17 protein-coding genes and 2 pseudogenes are annotated in these 17870 nt (G+C 71.2%); 11 read left to right on the forward strand and 8 right to left on the reverse strand.

The window, feature by feature from the left end; all coding sequences use genetic code 11:
• Nucleotides 1-33: 33 nt before the first annotated feature.
• The 4 genes from FB471_RS00095 to FB471_RS00110 form a co-directional block, all read right to left on the reverse strand.
• Nucleotides 34-1083, reverse strand: coding sequence for a zinc-dependent dehydrogenase (locus tag FB471_RS00095; protein ID WP_141995339.1), 1050 nt, complete (start codon nucleotides 1081-1083; stop codon nucleotides 34-36).
• Nucleotides 1080-1547: a PTS mannitol transporter subunit IIA gene (locus FB471_RS00100; RefSeq protein WP_246076171.1), complete on the reverse strand. Its 468-nt coding sequence runs from the start codon at nucleotides 1545-1547 to the stop codon at nucleotides 1080-1082. Before FB471_RS00100 ends, FB471_RS00095 begins: the two co-directional genes overlap by 4 nt.
• Entirely contained in the window at nucleotides 1540-3006 is a 1467-nt protein-coding gene (locus tag FB471_RS00105; RefSeq protein ID WP_141995341.1) for a PTS mannitol transporter subunit IIBC, read from the reverse strand. Before FB471_RS00105 ends, FB471_RS00100 begins: the two co-directional genes overlap by 8 nt.
• Before the next feature lie 137 nt (nucleotides 3007-3143).
• Nucleotides 3144-3905: a DeoR/GlpR family DNA-binding transcription regulator gene (locus tag FB471_RS00110; protein ID WP_141995342.1), complete on the reverse strand. Its 762-nt coding sequence runs from the start codon at nucleotides 3903-3905 to the stop codon at nucleotides 3144-3146.
• A gap of 391 nt (nucleotides 3906-4296) precedes the next feature.
• Between FB471_RS00110 and FB471_RS00115 the strand changes: the two genes are divergently transcribed.
• From FB471_RS00115 to FB471_RS00135, 5 genes are all read left to right on the forward strand, one after another.
• Nucleotides 4297-5691: an ABC transporter substrate-binding protein gene (locus FB471_RS00115; protein WP_246076172.1), complete on the forward strand. Its 1395-nt coding sequence runs from the start codon at nucleotides 4297-4299 to the stop codon at nucleotides 5689-5691.
• Nucleotides 5691-6626 carry a carbohydrate ABC transporter permease gene (locus FB471_RS00120; RefSeq protein WP_141995343.1) on the forward strand — a complete coding sequence of 312 codons (936 nt, stop codon included), beginning with the start codon at nucleotides 5691-5693 and terminating at the stop codon, nucleotides 6624-6626. Before FB471_RS00115 ends, FB471_RS00120 begins: the two co-directional genes overlap by 1 nt.
• A gap of 119 nt (nucleotides 6627-6745) precedes the next feature.
• Complete coding sequence (locus FB471_RS00125; RefSeq protein WP_246076647.1) at nucleotides 6746-7534, forward strand: carbohydrate ABC transporter permease; 789 nt, start codon at nucleotides 6746-6748, stop codon at nucleotides 7532-7534.
• The gene (locus FB471_RS00130) at nucleotides 7534-8307 is read left to right on the forward strand and encodes an inositol monophosphatase family protein (RefSeq protein ID WP_141995344.1); all 774 of its coding nucleotides are present in this window, start codon (nucleotides 7534-7536) and stop codon (nucleotides 8305-8307) included. The genes FB471_RS00125 and FB471_RS00130 overlap by 1 nt, the downstream gene beginning before the upstream one ends.
• A 228-nt stretch (nucleotides 8308-8535) precedes the next feature.
• Nucleotides 8536-9564 carry a hypothetical protein gene (locus FB471_RS00135; protein ID WP_141995345.1) on the forward strand — a complete coding sequence of 343 codons (1029 nt, stop codon included), beginning with the start codon at nucleotides 8536-8538 and terminating at the stop codon, nucleotides 9562-9564.
• 96 nt (nucleotides 9565-9660) lie between these two features.
• Here FB471_RS00135 and FB471_RS34715 read toward each other — a convergent pair.
• The 4 genes and pseudogenes from FB471_RS34715 to FB471_RS00155 form a co-directional block, all read right to left on the reverse strand.
• Nucleotides 9661-10062: pseudogene (locus FB471_RS34715) on the reverse strand (transketolase-like TK C-terminal-containing protein); the annotation flags it as partial.
• A gap of 107 nt (nucleotides 10063-10169) precedes the next feature.
• Complete coding sequence (locus FB471_RS00145) at nucleotides 10170-10412, reverse strand: hypothetical protein (RefSeq protein WP_141995346.1); 243 nt, start codon at nucleotides 10410-10412, stop codon at nucleotides 10170-10172.
• On the reverse strand, nucleotides 10412-10594 hold the full coding sequence (locus FB471_RS00150; protein ID WP_141995347.1) for a hypothetical protein: 183 nt from the start codon (nucleotides 10592-10594) through the stop codon (nucleotides 10412-10414). The genes FB471_RS00145 and FB471_RS00150 overlap by 1 nt, the downstream gene beginning before the upstream one ends.
• Nucleotides 10595-10635: 41 nt before the next feature.
• A pseudogene (locus FB471_RS00155) lies at nucleotides 10636-11897 on the reverse strand (CocE/NonD family hydrolase); the annotation flags it as partial.
• A gap of 5 nt (nucleotides 11898-11902) precedes the next feature.
• Here FB471_RS00155 and FB471_RS34720 point away from each other — a divergent pair.
• From FB471_RS34720 to FB471_RS00180, 6 genes are all read left to right on the forward strand, one after another.
• Entirely contained in the window at nucleotides 11903-12040 is a 138-nt protein-coding gene (locus FB471_RS34720) for a hypothetical protein (RefSeq protein ID WP_246076765.1), read from the forward strand.
• A 325-nt stretch (nucleotides 12041-12365) separates the two neighbouring features.
• Nucleotides 12366-13004: an isochorismatase family protein gene (locus tag FB471_RS00160; RefSeq protein ID WP_141995348.1), complete on the forward strand. Its 639-nt coding sequence runs from the start codon at nucleotides 12366-12368 to the stop codon at nucleotides 13002-13004.
• Nucleotides 13001-14077, forward strand: coding sequence for a 3-deoxy-7-phosphoheptulonate synthase (locus FB471_RS00165; protein ID WP_141995349.1), 1077 nt, complete (start codon nucleotides 13001-13003; stop codon nucleotides 14075-14077). The genes FB471_RS00160 and FB471_RS00165 overlap by 4 nt, the downstream gene beginning before the upstream one ends.
• 1 nt (nucleotide 14078) lies before the next feature.
• Nucleotides 14079-14858, forward strand: a complete 780-nt coding sequence (locus FB471_RS00170) for a 2,3-dihydro-2,3-dihydroxybenzoate dehydrogenase (protein ID WP_141995350.1) — start codon at nucleotides 14079-14081, stop codon at nucleotides 14856-14858.
• 52 nt (nucleotides 14859-14910) lie between these two features.
• Entirely contained in the window at nucleotides 14911-16119 is a 1209-nt protein-coding gene (locus FB471_RS00175) for an isochorismate synthase (RefSeq protein ID WP_141995351.1), read from the forward strand.
• Nucleotides 16120-16221: 102 nt separating this feature from the next.
• Nucleotides 16222-17865: a (2,3-dihydroxybenzoyl)adenylate synthase gene (locus tag FB471_RS00180; RefSeq protein ID WP_141995352.1), complete on the forward strand. Its 1644-nt coding sequence runs from the start codon at nucleotides 16222-16224 to the stop codon at nucleotides 17863-17865.
• Nucleotides 17866-17870: the final 5 nt, after the last annotated feature.

Consider the following 17870-nt stretch of genomic DNA (forward strand, 5'->3'; position numbering starts at 1 on the left):
TCCCCGGCCCGCCGGCCGGGGACCCGTCCGCGTTCACGGCTCGATGGTCACCTTGATCGCCGCACCGGCGCCCACCAGCCGGATGGCCTCGGGCAGCCGGTCCAGCGGCAGCGTATGGGTGATCAGGTCCCGCACGGGCACGTCGCCCCTGGCGATCAGCTCGAGTGCTCTCTTGTTGTGCGCCGGAGTGGATCCGTTGGCGCCCACGATGCTCAGCTCGCGGTAGTGCACCAGGTTCGCGTCCAGCGTGATCGTCGGCTTGTCCTTGGGCAGCCCGCCGAACAGGCTGATCCGCCCGCGGCGCGCGGTCATCCGCAGCGCGTCCTCCTGCGCCGCGCCGGAGGCCGCGGCGGTGATCACCACATCGGCTCCGCGCCCTCCGGTCAGCGTGAGCACCTCGTCCACCACGTCCACTTCGGACCCGCAGATCGCCGCGTCCGGCTCGACCACGGCGGCCGACATGTCCAGCCGGGACCGGCTCAGCTCGACAAGGAACACCCTGGCCGCGCCGCGGGCGCGGGCCAGCCGCACATGCATGCAGCCGACCGGGCCCGCCCCGATCACCACCACCTCGTCCCCGGAACCGACCCCGGCCAGTTCCTGGCCGTTGAGCACGCAGGCCAGTGGCTCCGCCACCGAGGCCTCGGCGAAACCGACCCCCTGCGGGATGCGATTCAGCCCGTCCACCGCCAGCACCTGCACCGGAACCACGAGATACTCGGCGAAACCACCGTCGTAGTGATATCCCACCGAGGTCTGGCCGGGGCAGATGGTCATCCGGCCACCCGCGCAGTCCGCGCAGGTGCCGCAGGGCACGGCGGCGATCACCTGCACCCGGTCGCCCACCGCCCAGCCGGCACCGCCGGTGAGGTCCGTCCCGAGCTCTACCACCTCGCCCGCGATCTCGTGCCCGATCACCCGCGGTGGGACCAGATGGTGGTGGCCGTGGTTGAAGATCTTCACGTCGGTGCCGCAGGCCGAGCAGTGCCGGACCCTGATCCGCATCTCGTCCGTGCCGAGCGGTCGCTGCTCGGCCTCCTCCAGCCGGAGATCCCCCGGGGCGTAGAACCGCGCCACCTTCATGCGCCGACCTCCCTGCCTACCGTCGACAGCAGCTCGTACACGGTGTGCACACTGGTCGTGGTGCGCAGCCGCTCGGCCCGGTCCGGATCGAGCAGCACCTCCGCCAGTGCGGAGAGCACGGTGATGTGTTCCTCGCCCTTCGCCGCGATGGCCACGCACACGCGCACCGGGGTGCCGGCATCCCAGTCCACCCCGCCAGGGAACTGGAGCACCCCCAGCGCCGTGCGCCGGACGAGCGCCCTGGCGGCGTCGGTGCCGTGCGGGATCGCCACGCCCTCGCCGACGTAGGTGGACACCGACCCCTCGCGTTCCAGCATGGTCCGCGGGTAGCCCGGCTCCACCGCGCCGATATCGCTCAGCAGGGCGCCGCACTGCGCGATCGCGTCCCATTTGTCGGCCGCGGTCAGCCCGAGCCGGATACCGTCCTTCGACAACACGTCCTGAGCTGGTCTCGAATCAGCCACGGAGCTCCTTATCCTCCTTGATCGCGGCTTCGATCCGGTCGAAAGCCGGATCCTTGAGGAACGAACGGAACTCGACCACCACGGCATGGGGCGCGTTCGCCCGTGCCTGGTCGGCCAGGTCGGTGTGCGTGAGCACCAGCCGAGCGTCCGCGGGAATCTCGTGCACCGATACCGCCTCCACCCGCACGCCGTGCGGTTCCAGCCGTGTGCGCAGCTGGCCGGTGAGCATCACGCTGCTGCCCATACCGGCGTCGCAGGCTACGACGAGCGTGGTGACCGTGCGCCCCCGCAGCACGGGACCGGCCGGCGCCGGGTCCGGTTCCGCCTGCCGCCCCGGCGCGGCGCCGTTGCGGGTGTGCGGTGCCGCGCTCGCCTCCGGGGTGACCTCCGGCGCGGTGATCGGCCCGTCCTGGCCACGGCCGAACTTGAGCAGCGCCGCGGCGAACGCGAACGCGACCACGGCGGCGACCACGATGCACAGCAGCACGCCGAGATGCCCGCCGCGCGGGGTCACCGCGAGATAGGCGAAGAGGCTGCCGGGGGCGGGCGTGGCGAGCAGGCCCGAGTTGGTCAGCATCGCGGTGGCCACCCCGGCCATGCCACCCGCGATGGCCGCCAGCACCAGCCGCGGTTTCATCAGCACGTACGGGAAGTAGATCTCGTGGATGCCACCGAGAAAGTGAATGATCATGGCGCCGGGGACGGTCGGCCGCATCGTCCGCGGTCCGAAAAGGAGGAACGCGGTCAGGATGCCGAGACCGGGGCCGGGATTGGTCTCGATCATGAACAGCATGGACTGCCCGGCCTCGGCGACCTCGGCCGCGCCGATCGTGCCGAGCACGCCGTGATTGATCGCGTTGTTCAGGAACAGCACCTTGGCCGGTTCCACGATGAGCGACACCAGCGGCAGCAGGTTGTTCGTGATCAGCGCGTCCACGCCCTCGCCGGCCGCGGTGGTCAACGCCTCCACGAGCGGCCCGACGACGGCGAGCCCGAGCAGCGCCATGCCCGCACCGAGGATGCCGACACTGAAGTTGTTGACCAGCATCTCGAAACCGGCCTTGATCCGGCCGTCGACCAGCTCGTCGAACTTCTTCAGCAGGAGCGCGGCGACCGGTGCGACGAGCATCGCACCGAGGAACATCGGCACTTCGGTGCCGACCACCACACCCATCGTGGCCACCGCGCCGACCACCGCACCGCGCTGCCCGTGCACCATCCGGCCGCCGGTGTAGCCGATCAGCAGCGGCAGCAGCGTGCCGAGCATCGGGTCCACCAGCGCGCCGAACGTCTCGTTCGGCAGCCAGCCCTCCGGGATGAACAGCGCGGTGATCAGGCCCCAGGCGATGAAGGCGCCGATGTTCGGCATGATCATCCCGGCCAGGTAGCGGCCGAAGCGCTGCACCCTTGCCCGCGCGCCCGGGCCCTGCAAATGCTTGAGTTCGGCGGTACTGGTCATCGGCTCTTACTCCGTCCGTGCACCTGGTGCGGCCCCTGCGGCGGTCACGAAAGGTGGTTAGATCCCCGGTGGCGACCCGCCGCATGGAGCACGCGGGCGGTGGCTTCGCGCGCGGGGGAGCCCGAGTTCACCGCCGGTCATGTGCGGATCACCGTCGGGCCGCGGGACTCGATCTCAGCGGCGGTGCGCTCGTCCAGTCCGGTGTCGGTGATGAACGTGTCGACCTCGTTCAGGTCGCCGAACCGGGCCAGATGATCCGCGCTGAGCTTGGTGTGGTCGGCCAGCAGCACCACCCGCCGGGCCGCGGCGATCATCGCGCGTTTCACCGCAGCCTCGGCCTGGTCGGGTGTGGTGAGCCCGCGCTCGACCGAGATCCCGTTCGTGGCGAGAAAGGCGATCTCCACATAGCTCTGCCCCAGTGCGTCCAGCGCCCACGGGTCCACGCAGGCGAGCGTGCGGCCGCGGATCCGGCCACCGATGAACAGCACGTTGAGGTGGGACCGGGTGGCCACCGACAGGGCGGTCGGCAGCGCGTTGGTGAGCACCGTCAGCTTCCGGTCTCCGGGCAGGATCTCCGCCAGGCGCGCGGTCGTGGATCCCGCGTCGAGCAGGATGGCGCCCTCCTCGGGCACCTCAGCCAGCGCCGCCTTGGCGATCCGGTCCTTCTCCGCGGTCAGCAGTTCGTCCCTTGCCGCGAGTGCGGGCTCGAAACCCAGGCGTTCCACCGGAATCGCGCCACCGTGCACCCGGCGCAGGAGCCCGTGCCGTTCCAGGACGGAGAGGTCCCGCCGGATCGTCTCGCCGGTCACCGTCAGTTCCGCCGACAGTTCAGCGACATCGACCCGGCCCACCCGGCGGGCGTGGTCCACGATGTGCTGCTGGCGCTCTTCCGCATACATGTGGCTTTACCACCCAAGGAATCTGTAAGTACTACTGTGTACTTGGTCTCACCTTTGAAAGTCAAGACGTGTGCTGGTCCGGCCGGTGGGCCCGTTTCCTGGGGATTGCCCCAGTCGGGTGTCGAGCACGCTGGGGGTACCGAGTGTGGCGCCGAGTGAACTGAGAGGTACGTGCGGCACCGGAGAGGTACCGGGAGGTGCCGGCACCCTCCGGCTCCCCGGGGTCGTGTTTCCACTGTGGACGCACGAAACCGGTGGACGATTAACTTCGAACCGGGGCAGGTAAATGCTCATATGAGCAGCTAAATCTCGTTATGGCATACTCCCTTGACCGAGTTTGTCTGCCGAAGTTCACTTTTCCCGTCGCTCACACGTACAAGGAAGTGCTCATATGAGCAAGACGGAGGACATCATGGCATATGGTTTCCGGCGAACGGGACCCGGTCCCGCGCTCGGGATCTCCTTCGCCGCCACCGTCGCGCTGCTGGCGAGTTCCTGCGCCGGCGCCGGCGGTGGCGGCGACTCGGGGGACGGGGGCGCGACCGTCACCATCGCGACGGTCGCCAACCCGCAGATGCAGGACATCGAGAAGCTGACGCCGAAGTTCAACGAGCAGCATCCGGATATCAACATCGAGTTCGTGACACTGCCGGAGAACGAGTTGCGGGACCGTGTCACGCAGGACATCGCGACGCAGGCGGGCCAGTACGACGTCGTCACCATCGGCACCTACGAAACGCCGATCTGGGCGGAGAACGGCTGGCTGACCGGGCTGGACGAGTACGCGAGCCAGGGCGGCTACGACCCGGCGGACATCATCGGCCCGGTCCGGGAGGCGCTGTCCTTCGAGGACCAGATGTACGCCGCGCCGTTCTACGGCGAGTCGTCCTTCCTGATGTATCGCAAGGATCTGTTCGAGCAGGCCGGGCTCACCATGCCCGAGCAGCCGACCTGGGAGGACGTGGCCGGTTTCGCCGAGCGGCTCGACAACGATGCCGAGCAGCGGGCCGGGATCTGCCTGCGCGGGCTGCCCGGGTGGGGTGAGGTGCTCGCCCCGCTGAACTCGCTCATCCTGACCTACGGTGGCCAGTGGTACGACGAGAACTGGGACGCCAAACTCGATTCCCCGCAGGTCAAGGAGGCGGCCCAGTTCTATGTGGACCTGGTGCGTGAGCACGGGCAGCCGGGAGCGCCGAACGCCGGGTTCTCCGAGTGCCTGACCTCGATGGCGCAGGGTAACTCCGCGATGTGGTACGACGCCACGGTGGCCGCGGGTTCGCTGGAGGACTCGAGCACCAGCACGGTGGCGGGCGAGATCGGGTACGCGCCGGCCCCGACGATGGAGACCGACCACGCCGGCTGGCTGTGGGCGTGGTCGCTGGCGATCCCGGAGACCTCGGACGCCAAGGACGCCGCGTGGGAGTTCGTCTCCTGGGCGACATCGAAGGAGTACCACCGGTTGGTGGGTGAGGAACTCGGCTGGACGAGGGTGCCGCCGGGCAGCAGGCTCTCCACCTACGAGATCCCGGAGTACCAGGAGGCCGCGGGCCAGTTCGCCGAACCGACGCTGGACGCGATCCAGAACGTGGACGTCAACCAGCCCGGGGTGCACCCGCAGCCGTGGACCGGGGTGCAGTACGTCGCGATCCCGGAGTTCCAGGACCTGGGGACGAAGGTCTCCCAGGAGATCTCCGCGGCCATCGCCGGGCAGCAGTCCGTGGACGAGGCGCTGGCGAAGGCCCAGGGATACGCGGAGGAGACCGCCAAGGAGGGCGGGTACAAGTAATGAGTGCCGATCTCGCCACGGCGGCGTCCCTTCCGGGGCGCCGCCGCGCTCCCCGCAAACCCGGCGCGGCGACCCGCTGGAAGCTTCGCGGTCCGCTGCTGCCCGCGCTGGCCATCGTCATCCTGCTGACCCAGATCCCGCTGCTGGTGACGCTCTACTACAGCCTGTTCTCGCGGAACCTGCTGCGACCCGGATCGACCGAGTTCGTCGGGCTGGACAACTACGCGAAGGTGTTCACCGACGGGCTCTTCCGCAACGCGGTGCTCAACACGGTCGTGCTCACCGCGGGTACGGTGCTGTTCTCCATCGTGTGCGGTACGGCGCTCGCGGTTCTGCTGGACAAGAAGTTCTTCGGCCGCAGCATCGTGCGCACCCTGCTGATCACCCCGTTCCTGGTGATGCCGACGGCGGCCGCGTTGCTGTGGAAGACCTCCATGTTCAACGCGGTGTTCGGCATGCTCAACTGGGTGCTGTCGCCGTTCGGCGTGGAGGACATCGACTGGGTCAGCCAGTTCCCGATGGCTTCGGTGATCCTGGTGCTCACCTGGCAGTGGACCCCGTTCATGATGCTGATCGTGCTGGCCGGCCTGCAGAGCCAGTCCCCGGAGGTGCTCGAGGCCGCCAGGGTGGACGGCGCGGGTGGCTGGGCCACCTTCTGGCAGATCACCATGCCGCACCTGCGGCAGTTCATCGAGCTGGCGATCCTGCTCGGGTCGATCTTCATCGTGCAGACCTTCGACGCGATTTTCATGATCACGCAGGGCGGGCCGGGGCAGGCGACCACCAACCTGCCGTACTTCATCTACCAGCAGACCTTCCGCGCGTTCGACGTCGGTGAGTCGGCCGCGGCCGGTGTCATCGTCGTCGTGGCGACCATCGTGATCGCCACCTTCGCGTTGCGGGTGATCTCCCGCCTGTTCCGAGAGGAGGGGTGAGCGTGTCACATCTCGCCCCCGCTTCCCCGCGGCCCGCGGCACGGAAGGATGTCGTGCCCCCGACCGGCAAGCAACCGGGCAAACCCCGGCGCCGTCGCCGCAGGTTCGGCAGCCCGTGGCTGGCGTTGCTGGCCTGGGCCGTGGGACTGATCGTGTTCTTCCCGGTGCTGTGGATGTTCCTCACCGGGTTCAAGCAGGAGTCACAGGCTTCCACCGACCCGCCCACGTTCTTCTTCGAGCCGACCCTCGAGCAGTACCGGGCGATCCTCGGGCGGGACTTCGGCCCGTACTTCCTCAACTCGCTGAGCGCGACGCTCATCTCCACGGCGCTGGTGATCGTGCTGGGTACCCCGGCGGCCTACGCGCTGTCCCTTGCGAAGATCCCGCGCTGGCGGGACTCGCTGTTCTTCTTCATCTCCACCCGGATGATGCCGGTCGTGGCGATCATCCTGCCGCTGTACATCATCGCGAAGAACCTGAACCTGCTCGACAACGTGACGATGCTGGCGCTGGTCTACACCGTGATGAACCTGCCCATCGCGGTGTGGATGATCCGCTCCTTCCTGATCGAGATTCCCGGTGAGGTACTCGAGGCCGCGCGGGTGGACGGGGCCTCGCGCCTCACCGAGATGCGGCGGATCATCCTCCCGATGATCGCACCCGGGCTGGCCGCGACGGCACTGATCTGTTTTATCTTCGCCTGGAACGAGTTCTTCTTCGCGGTCAGCCTGACCGCGACCCAGGCGCCGACCGTGCCGGTCTTCCTCGTCGGCTTCATCACCAGCGAGGGCCTGTTCTGGGCCCGCCTCTCGGCGGCCTCCACCATGGCCGCCCTGCCGGTGATCCTGGCCGGGTGGGCCGCGCAGAAGTGGCTCGTGCGCGGGCTTTCCCTCGGCGCGGTGAAGTAGTGCGCGAGATCGGGGCGGAACTCGTGCGTACCGCGCTGCTGGCCGGGGAGGCGGCGGGCAGCCTGCTGCGTACCCGGCAGGCGGGGGTGCGGCAGGCCGCGACCAAGTCCAGCCCCACCGATCCGGTCACCGAGGCCGACCGGGCAGCCGAGCGGACCGTGGTGGACCTCCTCCGCCTGCGGCGTCCCGAGGACGCCGTACTGGCGGAGGAGGGCACCCTGCTGCCCGGCACGAGCGGTTACCGGTGGGTGATCGACCCGCTGGACGGCACCGTGAACTACCTCTACCAGCGCGCGGGCTGGGCGGTGAGCGTGGCGGTGGAGGACGCGGACGGCGCCGTCGCCGGCGTGGTGGTGGATCCGGTGCTCGGGGAGACGTTCCACGCGGTGCGGGGAGGGGGTGCCTACCTCGGTGACCGGCGGCTCCGGGTGAACGAGCCGGTTCCGCTCGACCGGGCACTGGTCAGCACCGGCTTCTCCTACCACCCGCGGTCCCGGGAGCGGCAGGGCAGGCTGGTGACCGGGTTGTTGCCTGCCGTGCGCGACATCCGGCGGACCGGTACCTGCGCGGGGGATCTGTGCGCGCTGGCCGCCGGCCGGGTGGACGCCTTCCTCGAGGACGAGCTGTCGCACTGGGACTGGGCCGCGGGCGCGCTCATCGCCACCGAGGCCGGGGCCGTGATCAGCGACCTGCGTCCGGCGCAGGAGCGGCACGGGTTGCTGGCCGCGGGTCCGGCCCTGCACGCCGAGTTGGGGAAGCTGGCCGAGAGCTGATCGGGGGTACTTTCGAAAGGCCGCGGATAATTTCTACCGCCGAACGGGTTATTCCCGAATGCGCGAACCGGGCCGCGATTGGCCCGGTGTTGACAGCGAACCGGTGAGCAAGGATAGTGAAATCATTGACTACTGGGGATCATGTTTGCGCGGCCAAAGTCTGCCATTGTGGGCGTTTCGGAATCAGTTTATCGATTCTTCGTCGAGGTATGAGGAAAGGACGCGGTGATGCGAATCCTGGCTGGCGTGCTCACGACGCTGGCGTTGACCGCGGGCCTGGCCACCGCGGCCCCGGCCGCGGCCACGGCCGAGCGAAGTGCGGCGTACGCGGTCAACGACGACGGGATCATCATCGGCAGTGTCGGCGACGCGGCGGCGCGATGGGATACCGGCGGCTCCCTCGGGAAGCTCGAAACCCTGCCGAACAGCATCGTCACCCACGCGAACGGGATCAACGGCAGCGGCACGATCGTCGGTACCGACTACGTCGGTGACCAGCAACAGGTGGCCGTGCGGTGGGATGCCGACGGCGCCATCAGCGAGCTGGGCGGCCACGACGCCGTCTACAGCTCGGCCCGCGCCGTCAACGACGCCGGCGTGACCGTCGGCGATATCGGCGGTTTCACCTCGGGGTCCGCGGTGCGCTGGGACGGCGAGGGCCGGCTCGCCAGGCTGGACACCCCGTCCGGCTACGTCAGGGCCACCGCGCGGGCGGTGAACGACTCCGGTGCGATCGCCGGGTACCTCTCGACCGGCGGTTCCGAGCCCGGAACCAACCGGACCCGGGCGGTGCGGTGGAACAGCGATGGCGCCGCCACCATCCTGCCCGGGCTGCCCGATGGCGGCAGCAGCTACGCCCTCGGGATCGGCCGGGACGGTACCGTCATCGGTGAGGCCGAGGACGCGGCGGGCAACGGCCACGCCGTGCGGTGGGACGGGAACGGTGACCTCACCCGGCTGGCCACCCTCCCCGGCGACACGGTGAGCTCGGCCTCGGCGATCAACGACGACGGGGTGATCGTCGGCTACACCACGACCCCGGATCGCGCCCGCGTGCACCCGGTGCGCTGGGACGGAAACGGAACCGTTCGCGAGCTCGCCACGCGGCCGGGGGACACCTCGGGCGTGGCCGAGGGGATCAACGGCAGCGGCGTGATCGTCGGCTACACGCTGGACGGTGACCGGACGGCGACCGCGGTCCGGTGGAACCGCGACGGCACCATCGGCGAACTCGGCGGGAACCGCGGGACACCGTGACACCCTGGCGGGTGGTGCCTCACGCGTCGAGCCGGTAACGCCGGATCGCCTCGCGCGGGCCCCGGCTGTGCTACCGCCGGCATCGCCGTCGCCGTGCATCGCGAGCACGGCGACGGTGATCGACTCGGCGTCGATGTGGAAGTGCCTGCGCAGGGCGGTTCGCAGGTCGGATCTGCCGAAGCCGTCGGTGCCGAGGGAGAGGTAGTCCTTCGGCAGCCAGGGCGCGATCTGATCCGGCACGGCACGCATGAAGTCGCTGACCGCGACCACCGGCCCGGGCTGCTCGCGCAGGGCGCTGGTGACGTACGGGACCCGTCGCGGCTCGTCCGGGTGCGGCAGGTTCCACTCGTCGCAGTCCATGGCCTCCCGGCGCAACTCGCTCCAGGATGTCGCCGACCAGACGTCGGCCGCGACGCCCCAGTCCTCGGCGAGCAGGCGCTGCGCCTCCAGCGCCCAGGGCATCGCCACGCCGGAGGCGGAGTAGCTGGGCCCACTGCCGGTACACCGGCCAGCCCTCGATCCACTGCCGTACGCCCATCGGCCGCCTTCCGCAGGTCCGCTGCGCCACCGCCCACCGTAACTACCCCGGCGGCGGTTCCGGCAACTCACGCGCCGATCCGGTCCAATTCGGCGAGCGCGCCCTCGGCGCCCTCCTCGCCGCGCTCCGCGCTGGTGGCCAGCGCCTCCCGGAAGTGGGACCGCGCGTCCTCCAGAGTGGCCCACTGCTCCCGGTCGAGGCGGGCTTCCAGCCCGGACTCCACCACCGTGTCGTAGCCACCCTGGTCGTTGGGTTCGATGGCGTAGCGCATCCCGTCCGGGCGGTGCCAGACCCAGATAGCCAGGGACATCAGCGCGCACTCCCTTCCCGCGGATCTCCGCGGCCGGTCTCACCCGGCCACAGCGCGTGGGTGTCGGTGTCCTCCCCGGGCGCGGCGTGCGCGTCCCGTCTCCCGGAGTCCCTGCCCGTCAGCAACTCCGGGCCTCCCCAGGTCGAACGGTCGTCCTGCTCCTCGATCCGGTGCCTGCCCATGGTCGGGAATACCCACCGGCTTCGCCCGGTAAACGGTGGGGTCACAGGTGGTCACGGGGTACCGTGGCGTCCCAGTTGCGGGACAGCACCCGCGTATCGTCCTCGTACGCGTCGAGCTGGGCGTGGATTCGGAACTCCGCGGCCGTGCAGGTCAGGATCCGTGCGGGTCACCGCCCGCGCGTTCCACCCGTCCCTGCGGAATCCGGTGGTCCAGGTGACCTCCCCGCGTACCGAGGTGAAGTCCTCGCCCACGCTGCTGTAGATCTCCTCGGCGTTCTGGGTCACCTCCAGGCCGATGTCGTCCAGCAGAACGGTCCCGGAGTCCTTGATGACGTGCAGCGCGGAGTGGTAGTCGATCAGGTCGCGGACCACGTTCCAGCGTTGCCTTCCCGGTTGCAGCTCGGTGACGCGCAGCGGCGGCGCCCCCTCCGGCTCGTCGAACGGGCGTGGGGCCACCTCGTCGGAGTCGGCAACCGCGCGCATCGGCAGGGACAGCGTCGAGGCGCCGGGGAACACGGTCAGCCGCACCGGCCGTGGCGGCGGCCAGGCCAGCGGCCAGTACGATGTGGACAGTGAAAGCCGGATGCGGTGGCTGGGAGGGAAGGTCTGGGCCACCCCGTTCAGGGTGATCCGGGCGCGGTACCGCCTACCGGGTTCGAGCTCCTCCGGCTCGGCGTCGTCGGCGCGATGGGTCAGGTTGAGCAGGCCGTAGGTCACCCGGGTGGCGCGGCCGTCCGGTGCGACGTCGGACAGCCGCGCGGCGACCATCGTGACCGGCCGGTCCACGGTGAACTCGAGGTCGACGGCCGGCGCGCCGAGGACCCCGTGTTTTTCGGCGAGCGTGTCGGTCTCGAAAACCAGCGACCCGCCGTCCTCCTCGCGCTGGTCGTAGGGCAGGTCGGGGGGAGCGTTGTAGGAGCACCACTTCCCGGCGAGCTGGCCGACCGAAAGGGGCGACTCGACGGACAGCTCCTGCTGCTCGCGCTCGGGGCTCGCGGCGGCCGACGGCGGGAGGATCCGGTGTGCCGCGAGCCCGTGGCTGACCGTCCGGACATGCGGGGAGGGCGACGCGGGCTCACCGACCCAGCGGCCGGGGCGTTCCTCGTAGGACGTGGAGGGCGGAACGCTGTCCTGCATCCAGGTACGCGGCATCGGTTCGTCCAGCACGCCGTTGTCCTCACCCTTGAGCCAGCGGTCCCACCAGCGCAGAAGTTCCTGCAGGAAACCGATCGCGGGTCCGGGTTCGCCGAGGTGCGGGTACTTGTGCGACCACGGCCCGATGACCCTTGCGCGGTACGGCCAGCCGCCATGATGCTGGAGGCGACCTTCAAACGGGTGCTGCTGCCGATGGGTAAGCGCGGGCTGGAACCCAACGTCCCCGGAAGGAAACCCAAGGAGACCATCCAGTTCCAACTGGGAGAGCCCGGAGTCAAGGTCGGCCAGTAGCGATCCCGGCAAGCGCACCCCGACGCGTCGGGGTGCGCTTGCCGGGATCGGACAGCTCGCCGGGGAACCGATACTCGGCCGCCTGCGCCGGTCGTGCTAATCGCGGCCATCGTCCGGGCGGCACGATCGGCACCGGGCGTGGGCCGTCTGTCTGATTCATCACGTGGCCCATTGCGCACTAGCTCGATTGGGTTAGGCTAACCTAAACCGTCCACTGGGGGCTGGGCGCCGGTTTTCCGGCGCCCATGGCCGCGCCCCGCGCGGGGTCGTCCCCAGCCGTCGCGGAACTCCGTGCCGTGCAAGCAGCCAGCAGAAAGGGTCGACCGTGCTCCCCACCATCGCGCCGTACCCCCTTCCCGTCCGGTCCGAGCTGCCGGACAACCGGGTCGCGTGGCGAGCCGACCCTTCCCGTGCCGTCCTGCTCGTGCACGATATGCAGAACTACTTCCTCGCCGCGTTCGGCGACGCGGGCAGTCCGCTGCCCGCCGCGGTGGACAACATCGCCGCGCTGCGCAAGCACTGTGCCGAGCTGGCGGTCCCGGTGATCTTCACCGGGCAGCCGCCGGGGCAGAGCGCGGCGCAGCGCGGGCTGCTCCAGGAGTTCTGGGGCTCCGGGCTGCCCGACGACCCGCATGCGGCCGCCATCACGACCGCCCTTGAGCCCGGCCCCGGTGACCTGCGGCTGACCAAGGCGCGTTACAGCGCCTTCGTCGGCACCGATCTCGCCGAGCTGCTCGGTGAGCGGGACCAGCTGATCCTGACCGGGGTGTACGCGCATATCGGCGTGCTCGCCACCGCGGTGGATGCCTTCATGCGGGACGTCCGGCCGTTCGTGGTGGCCGACGCGGTCGCCGACTTCGGCCCCGAGGAACACGAGCGGGCGATGCGGCAGGTCGCCCAGCGGTGCGGTTCGGTCACCACCACCGCGGCGCTGGTCGACGACCTCGACGCCGGTGCCCGATGACGGTCCTCGCCGACGACACCGCGCGGGTGGTCGCGACCTTGCCCGCGCCCGCCCGGCTTGCCGCGCGGCTGCCACTCGGCGCGGGCCCGCGCGCGGGTATCGCCGAACACCGGCGGGCGGTGCGCGCGATCGTCGAGGGCACCGACGACAGGTTGCTGGTCGTCGTGGGCCCGTGCTCGGTGCACGATCCGGAGGCCGCGCTGCACTACGCCCGTGGTCTCACCGCGGTGGCCGCCGAGTACGAGCGGGAGCTGCTCGTCGTCCTGCGCGCCTACCTGGAGAAGCCGCGCAGCCTGGTCGGCTGGAAGGGTCTGCTGCACGACCCGGACCTGGACGGCGGCGAGGACCTGGCGGAGGGGCTCCGGCGCGGGCGCGAGTTCCTGCTGCGGGCCGCGGGCACCGGGCTGCCGCTGGCGTACGAGTTCGTCGACCCTTTCCTGGCGCCGTTCCTGCTCGACCTGGTGTCCTGGGGTGCGATCGGTGCTCGCACCGTCGCCGCCCAGCCGCATCGTCAGCTGGCGTCCGCGCTGCCGATGCCGGTCGGGATGAAGAACGCGGTGGCCGGTGAGGTGGAGGTGGCGATCGCGGCGGCGCGTGCCGCGGGCGTGCCGCACGTGTTCCCCGGACTCGGACCCACCGGTGCCCCCGCCGTACTGGCCGGGGCCGGCAATCCGGCCTGCCACGTGGTGCTGCGTGGTGGTGTGCTGCCCAACTACGACGCGGCCTCGGTCGGCTCGGCACTGGAGCTGCTGCGCGCCGCCGGCCTGCGGGCGCGCCTGATGGTGGACGCCTCGCACGGCAACAGCGGCAAGGATCACCGCCGGCAGCCCGCGGTCGTGGCCGAGCTGGCCACGCAGGTGGCGGAAGGGCGTCACGGGCTGATGGGGGTGATGGTCGAGTCGTTCCTGGAGCCGGGGTGCCAGGAGATCACCGCGACGCCGTTGCGCTACGGCGTCAGCGTCACCGACGCCTGCCTGGGGTGGGCGGACACCCTCGGCTGCCTGGACGCCCTCGCGGCGGCCGTGCGAGCCCGGCGAGGGCACCCACGCCGGCCGAGCCCGGGAGGGGAGTGAGATGCCGGTCTCACCAGGGACAGCGCTGGTCACCGGCGCGGCGCGGGGCATAGGCGCAGCGGTGGCCGAGGCCTTCGCGCGGGAGGGCACGCCGGTGGCATTGCTCGATCGGGACCCGGACGTCCGGCGGGCGGCGAAGCGGCTCACCACGACCGGGGCGCGGGCTCTGGCGCTGGTCGCCGATGTCGCCGACCCGGCCGAGGTGGAGGCGGCCGTCGCGCATACCGAGGCCGAACTCGGCCCGGTGACCGTGCTGGCCAACGTCGCGGGCGTCCTGCGCACCGGAGGGATCCTCGACCTCGACGACGCCGACCTCGCGCACAGCCTCGCGGTGAACGCCACCGGGGTGTGGAACACCGGCCGCGCGGCCGGGCGCCGGATGCGCGAGCGCGGCGCGGGCAGCATCGTCACGGTCGCCTCGAACGCGGCCGCGACGCCACGGGTCGGGATGGCCGCCTACTCGGCTTCCAAGGCCGCGGCGGTCGCGCTGACCCGCACCCTCGGCCTCGAGCTCGCCCCGCAGGTGCGGTGCAACATCGTCTGCCCCGGCTCGACGGACACCGACATGCTGCGGTCGATGTGGCCCGATCCCACCGACGACCGCGGCTCCGAGGCCGTCGTGGCAGGCAATCAGGGGGAGTACCGCCTTGGCATCCCGCTGCGCCGACTCGCCGAGCCCCGGGACGTGGCCGCCGCGGTGCTGTTCCTGGCGAGTGACGCCGCCCGGCACATCACGATGCAGTCCGTCACGGTCGACGGCGGCGCCACCCTGGGTGGCTGACCCCGGCGAGCTGGTGACCACAACCCGAAACCCCGGCGAAAGGAAGTTCGACGTGTCCACACCGGCCCTGGTCCGGCCCCGGCCCGTGCACCGGGCATCCGACCTGCTCGCCGCCTACCTGCCCGGCTCGTTCTACTACTCCTCGGGGCGCGGGTCGCTGCTCGCGGACGGGGTGCACAGCTGCGTGCGGGCCCGGCCCGGCGCGCGTGCCCACGCGGCGGCCGAGGCACTGGACGCGGCGGCGCTGGCCGGGTTGGCGGATCCGGTGGTCGTCGGCGCGCTCGGCTTCCGGCCGGACGCCGAGAGCAGCCTGGTCGTGCCCGCCGTGGTGCGCCGGGCCGGCGCACCGGACGGCGCCGGTGCGCGCCCGCCGGGAGAACCCGTGCCGGGCCACACCGACTGGGCGGTGACTCCGCGGCCCGAGCCGGAGGGCTACGCGGACGGGGTTCGCCGGGCGCTCGACCTCATCGGCACCGGCGAGGTGAGCAAGGTCGTGCTCGCCCGCTGCCTCGAGCTGACCGCGGGTGCGCCGGTCGCCGTGCCCTCCCTGCTCGCCCGGCTGGTGCGGGCGGACCCGGCCGCGCATGCCTTCGCGGTGGACGTCACCGCCCCGGGGGACCAGGCCACGCGCACCCTGGTCGGGGCGAGCCCGGAACTGCTGGTGGCCCGCCGCGGGGCGATGGTGGTGGCCAACCCGCTCGCCGGTTCGCTGCCGCGCTGCGCGGACGAGGCAGAGAACCGCGGGCGGGTGGCCGCGTTGCTGGCCTCGGAGAAGGATCGCCGGGAGCACGCCCACGTGGCCGCGCAGGTCGGCGAGGTGCTGGGCCGGTTCTGCACCGAGGTGACGGTCCCCGGCGAGCCGGAGGTGATCGGCACGCCGACGATGTGGCACCTTTCCAGCCGGATCACCGGGCGACTTGCCGACCCCGCCGACCCCGCCTCCTCCTCGCTCGCGCTGGCCGAGGCACTGCACCCCACACCCGCGGTGTGCGGGGTGCCCGCTGCCGGGGCCCGGGACGCGATCGCGGAGCTGGAACCGGAGGACCGCGGCTACTACTCCGGACTGGTCGGCTGGACCGGACCGGACGGCGACGGGGAGTGGGTGGTCACGATCCGCAGCGCCGAGGTATGCGAGCGGACGGTCCGGCTGCACGCGGGCGCCGGGATCGTCGCGGGCTCGGACCCCGCGGCGGAGCTCGCCGAGACCAGCGCGAAGTTCCGCACCCTGCTGCGCGCACTCGGACTGGAGGACGCGGCGTGAGCGCGAAGGCGACGAGGAGCGAGCATCGCAGGTCCCCCGGGGGCCGAGGAGCGCAGCGAGGAGGAGTCGAGCCATGAGCGCCAAGGCGACGAGGAGCGAGCCATGAGCGCCGCCGGTCCGGATCATGTTGCCTGGCCGCCGGAGGTCGCGGCCCGCTACCGGGCGGCGGGGCACTGGCGCGGGCAGACCTTCGGCGCGCTGCTCGGCACGCTGGCCGCCGCGCACGCCGGGCGTACCGCGGTGGTCGGGGAGACGGCGGGCGAGACGGTGCGCTGGACCTTCTCCGAGCTGGACGCGCGAGCGCACCGGATCGCAGCCGGGCTGGTCGAGTCGGGCATCACGGCGGGGGAGCGAGTGGTGCTGCAACTGCCGAACGTGCCGGAGTTCCTGCCGGTGGTGTTCGGGCTGTGGCGGGTAGGCGCCTGGCCGGTGTTCGCGCTGCCCGCGCACCGGCACAGCGAGCTGAGGCACTTCGCCGAACAGAGCGAGGCGACCGCGATCGTCACCGTCGACACGCACGAGCGGCACGACCACGCCGCCACCGCGCGCGCCGTCGCGGACGAGGTGGCCTCGGTCAAGCGGGTACTGGTCGTCGGGTCCGCGGAGTTCGACGAGCTGGCCGCCACCGCGCCGCGGGAGCTGCCCGACCCCGACTCCGAGGGCGTGGCGTTCCTGCAACTGTCCGGCGGGAGCACCGGGCTGCCGAAGCTGATCCCGCGTACCCACGACGACTACCTCTACAGCGTCCGGGAGAGCGCCCGGATCTGCGCCCTGCGCCCGGACAGCGTGTACCTCGCCGCGCTCCCGGTCTCGCACAACTACCCGCTCAGCTCGCCAGGGGTGCTCGGTGCGCTGCACGCGGGCGCGGCGACCGTGCTGGCCCCGCGTCCGGACGCGGACACCGCGTTCCGGCTGGTCGAATCCGAGGGGGTGACGATCACCGGCGTCGTCCCTCCGCTGGCGGCGGCCTGGGTACAGGCCGCGGCACGGACCGAGCGGGACCTTTCCAGCCTGGAGGTCCTGCTCGTCGGTGGCGCGAAATGCGGTCGCGAGCTGGCCGAGCGGATCGGGCCCGCGCTCGGGTGCCGGCTGCAGCAGGTCTTCGGGATGGCGGAGGGCCTGGTCTGCTACACCCGGCTGGACGATCCGGAGGAGCTCGTACTGACCACCCAGGGGCGCCCCATCTCGCTGGACGACGAGATCCGCGTCGTCGATCCGGACGACCCCGCCGCTCCGTCGGACGCGGTGGTGGAGCCGGGTGCGATAGGCGCCCTGCTGACCCGCGGCCCGTACACGATCCGCGGCTACTACCGGGCCACGGCGCACAACGCCGAGGCGTTCACCCCGGACGGCTTCTACCGGACCGGGGACCTGGTGCGGTGCCACCCTTCCGGGCATCTCGAGGTGGTCGGCAGGGCGAAGGAACAGATCAACCGGGGCGGCGAGAAGGTGGCTGCCGAGGAGGTCGAGAATCACCTGATGGCCCACCCCGCGGTACTGGACGCCGCCGTGGTCGGGGTGCCCGACGCGTACCTGGGCGAGCGGACCTGCGCCTACGTCGTGCCCAGGGCCGGCACCGAGGTCACCGGGGCCGAGCTGCGACGGTTCGTCCGGGAGCGCGACGTGGCCTCGTTCAAGGTGCCGGACCTGATCGAGGTGGTCGCGCGGTTCCCGGTGACCGGGGTCGGCAAGACCAGCAAGCGCGAGTTGCGGGCGGCGCTGGCCGCCCTCGTCGAGAAGGAGTGATGCGT

It is taken from the genome of Amycolatopsis cihanbeyliensis, from assembly GCF_006715045.1.
GTDB classification, from domain to species: Bacteria; Actinomycetota; Actinomycetes; order Mycobacteriales; family Pseudonocardiaceae; genus Amycolatopsis; species Amycolatopsis cihanbeyliensis.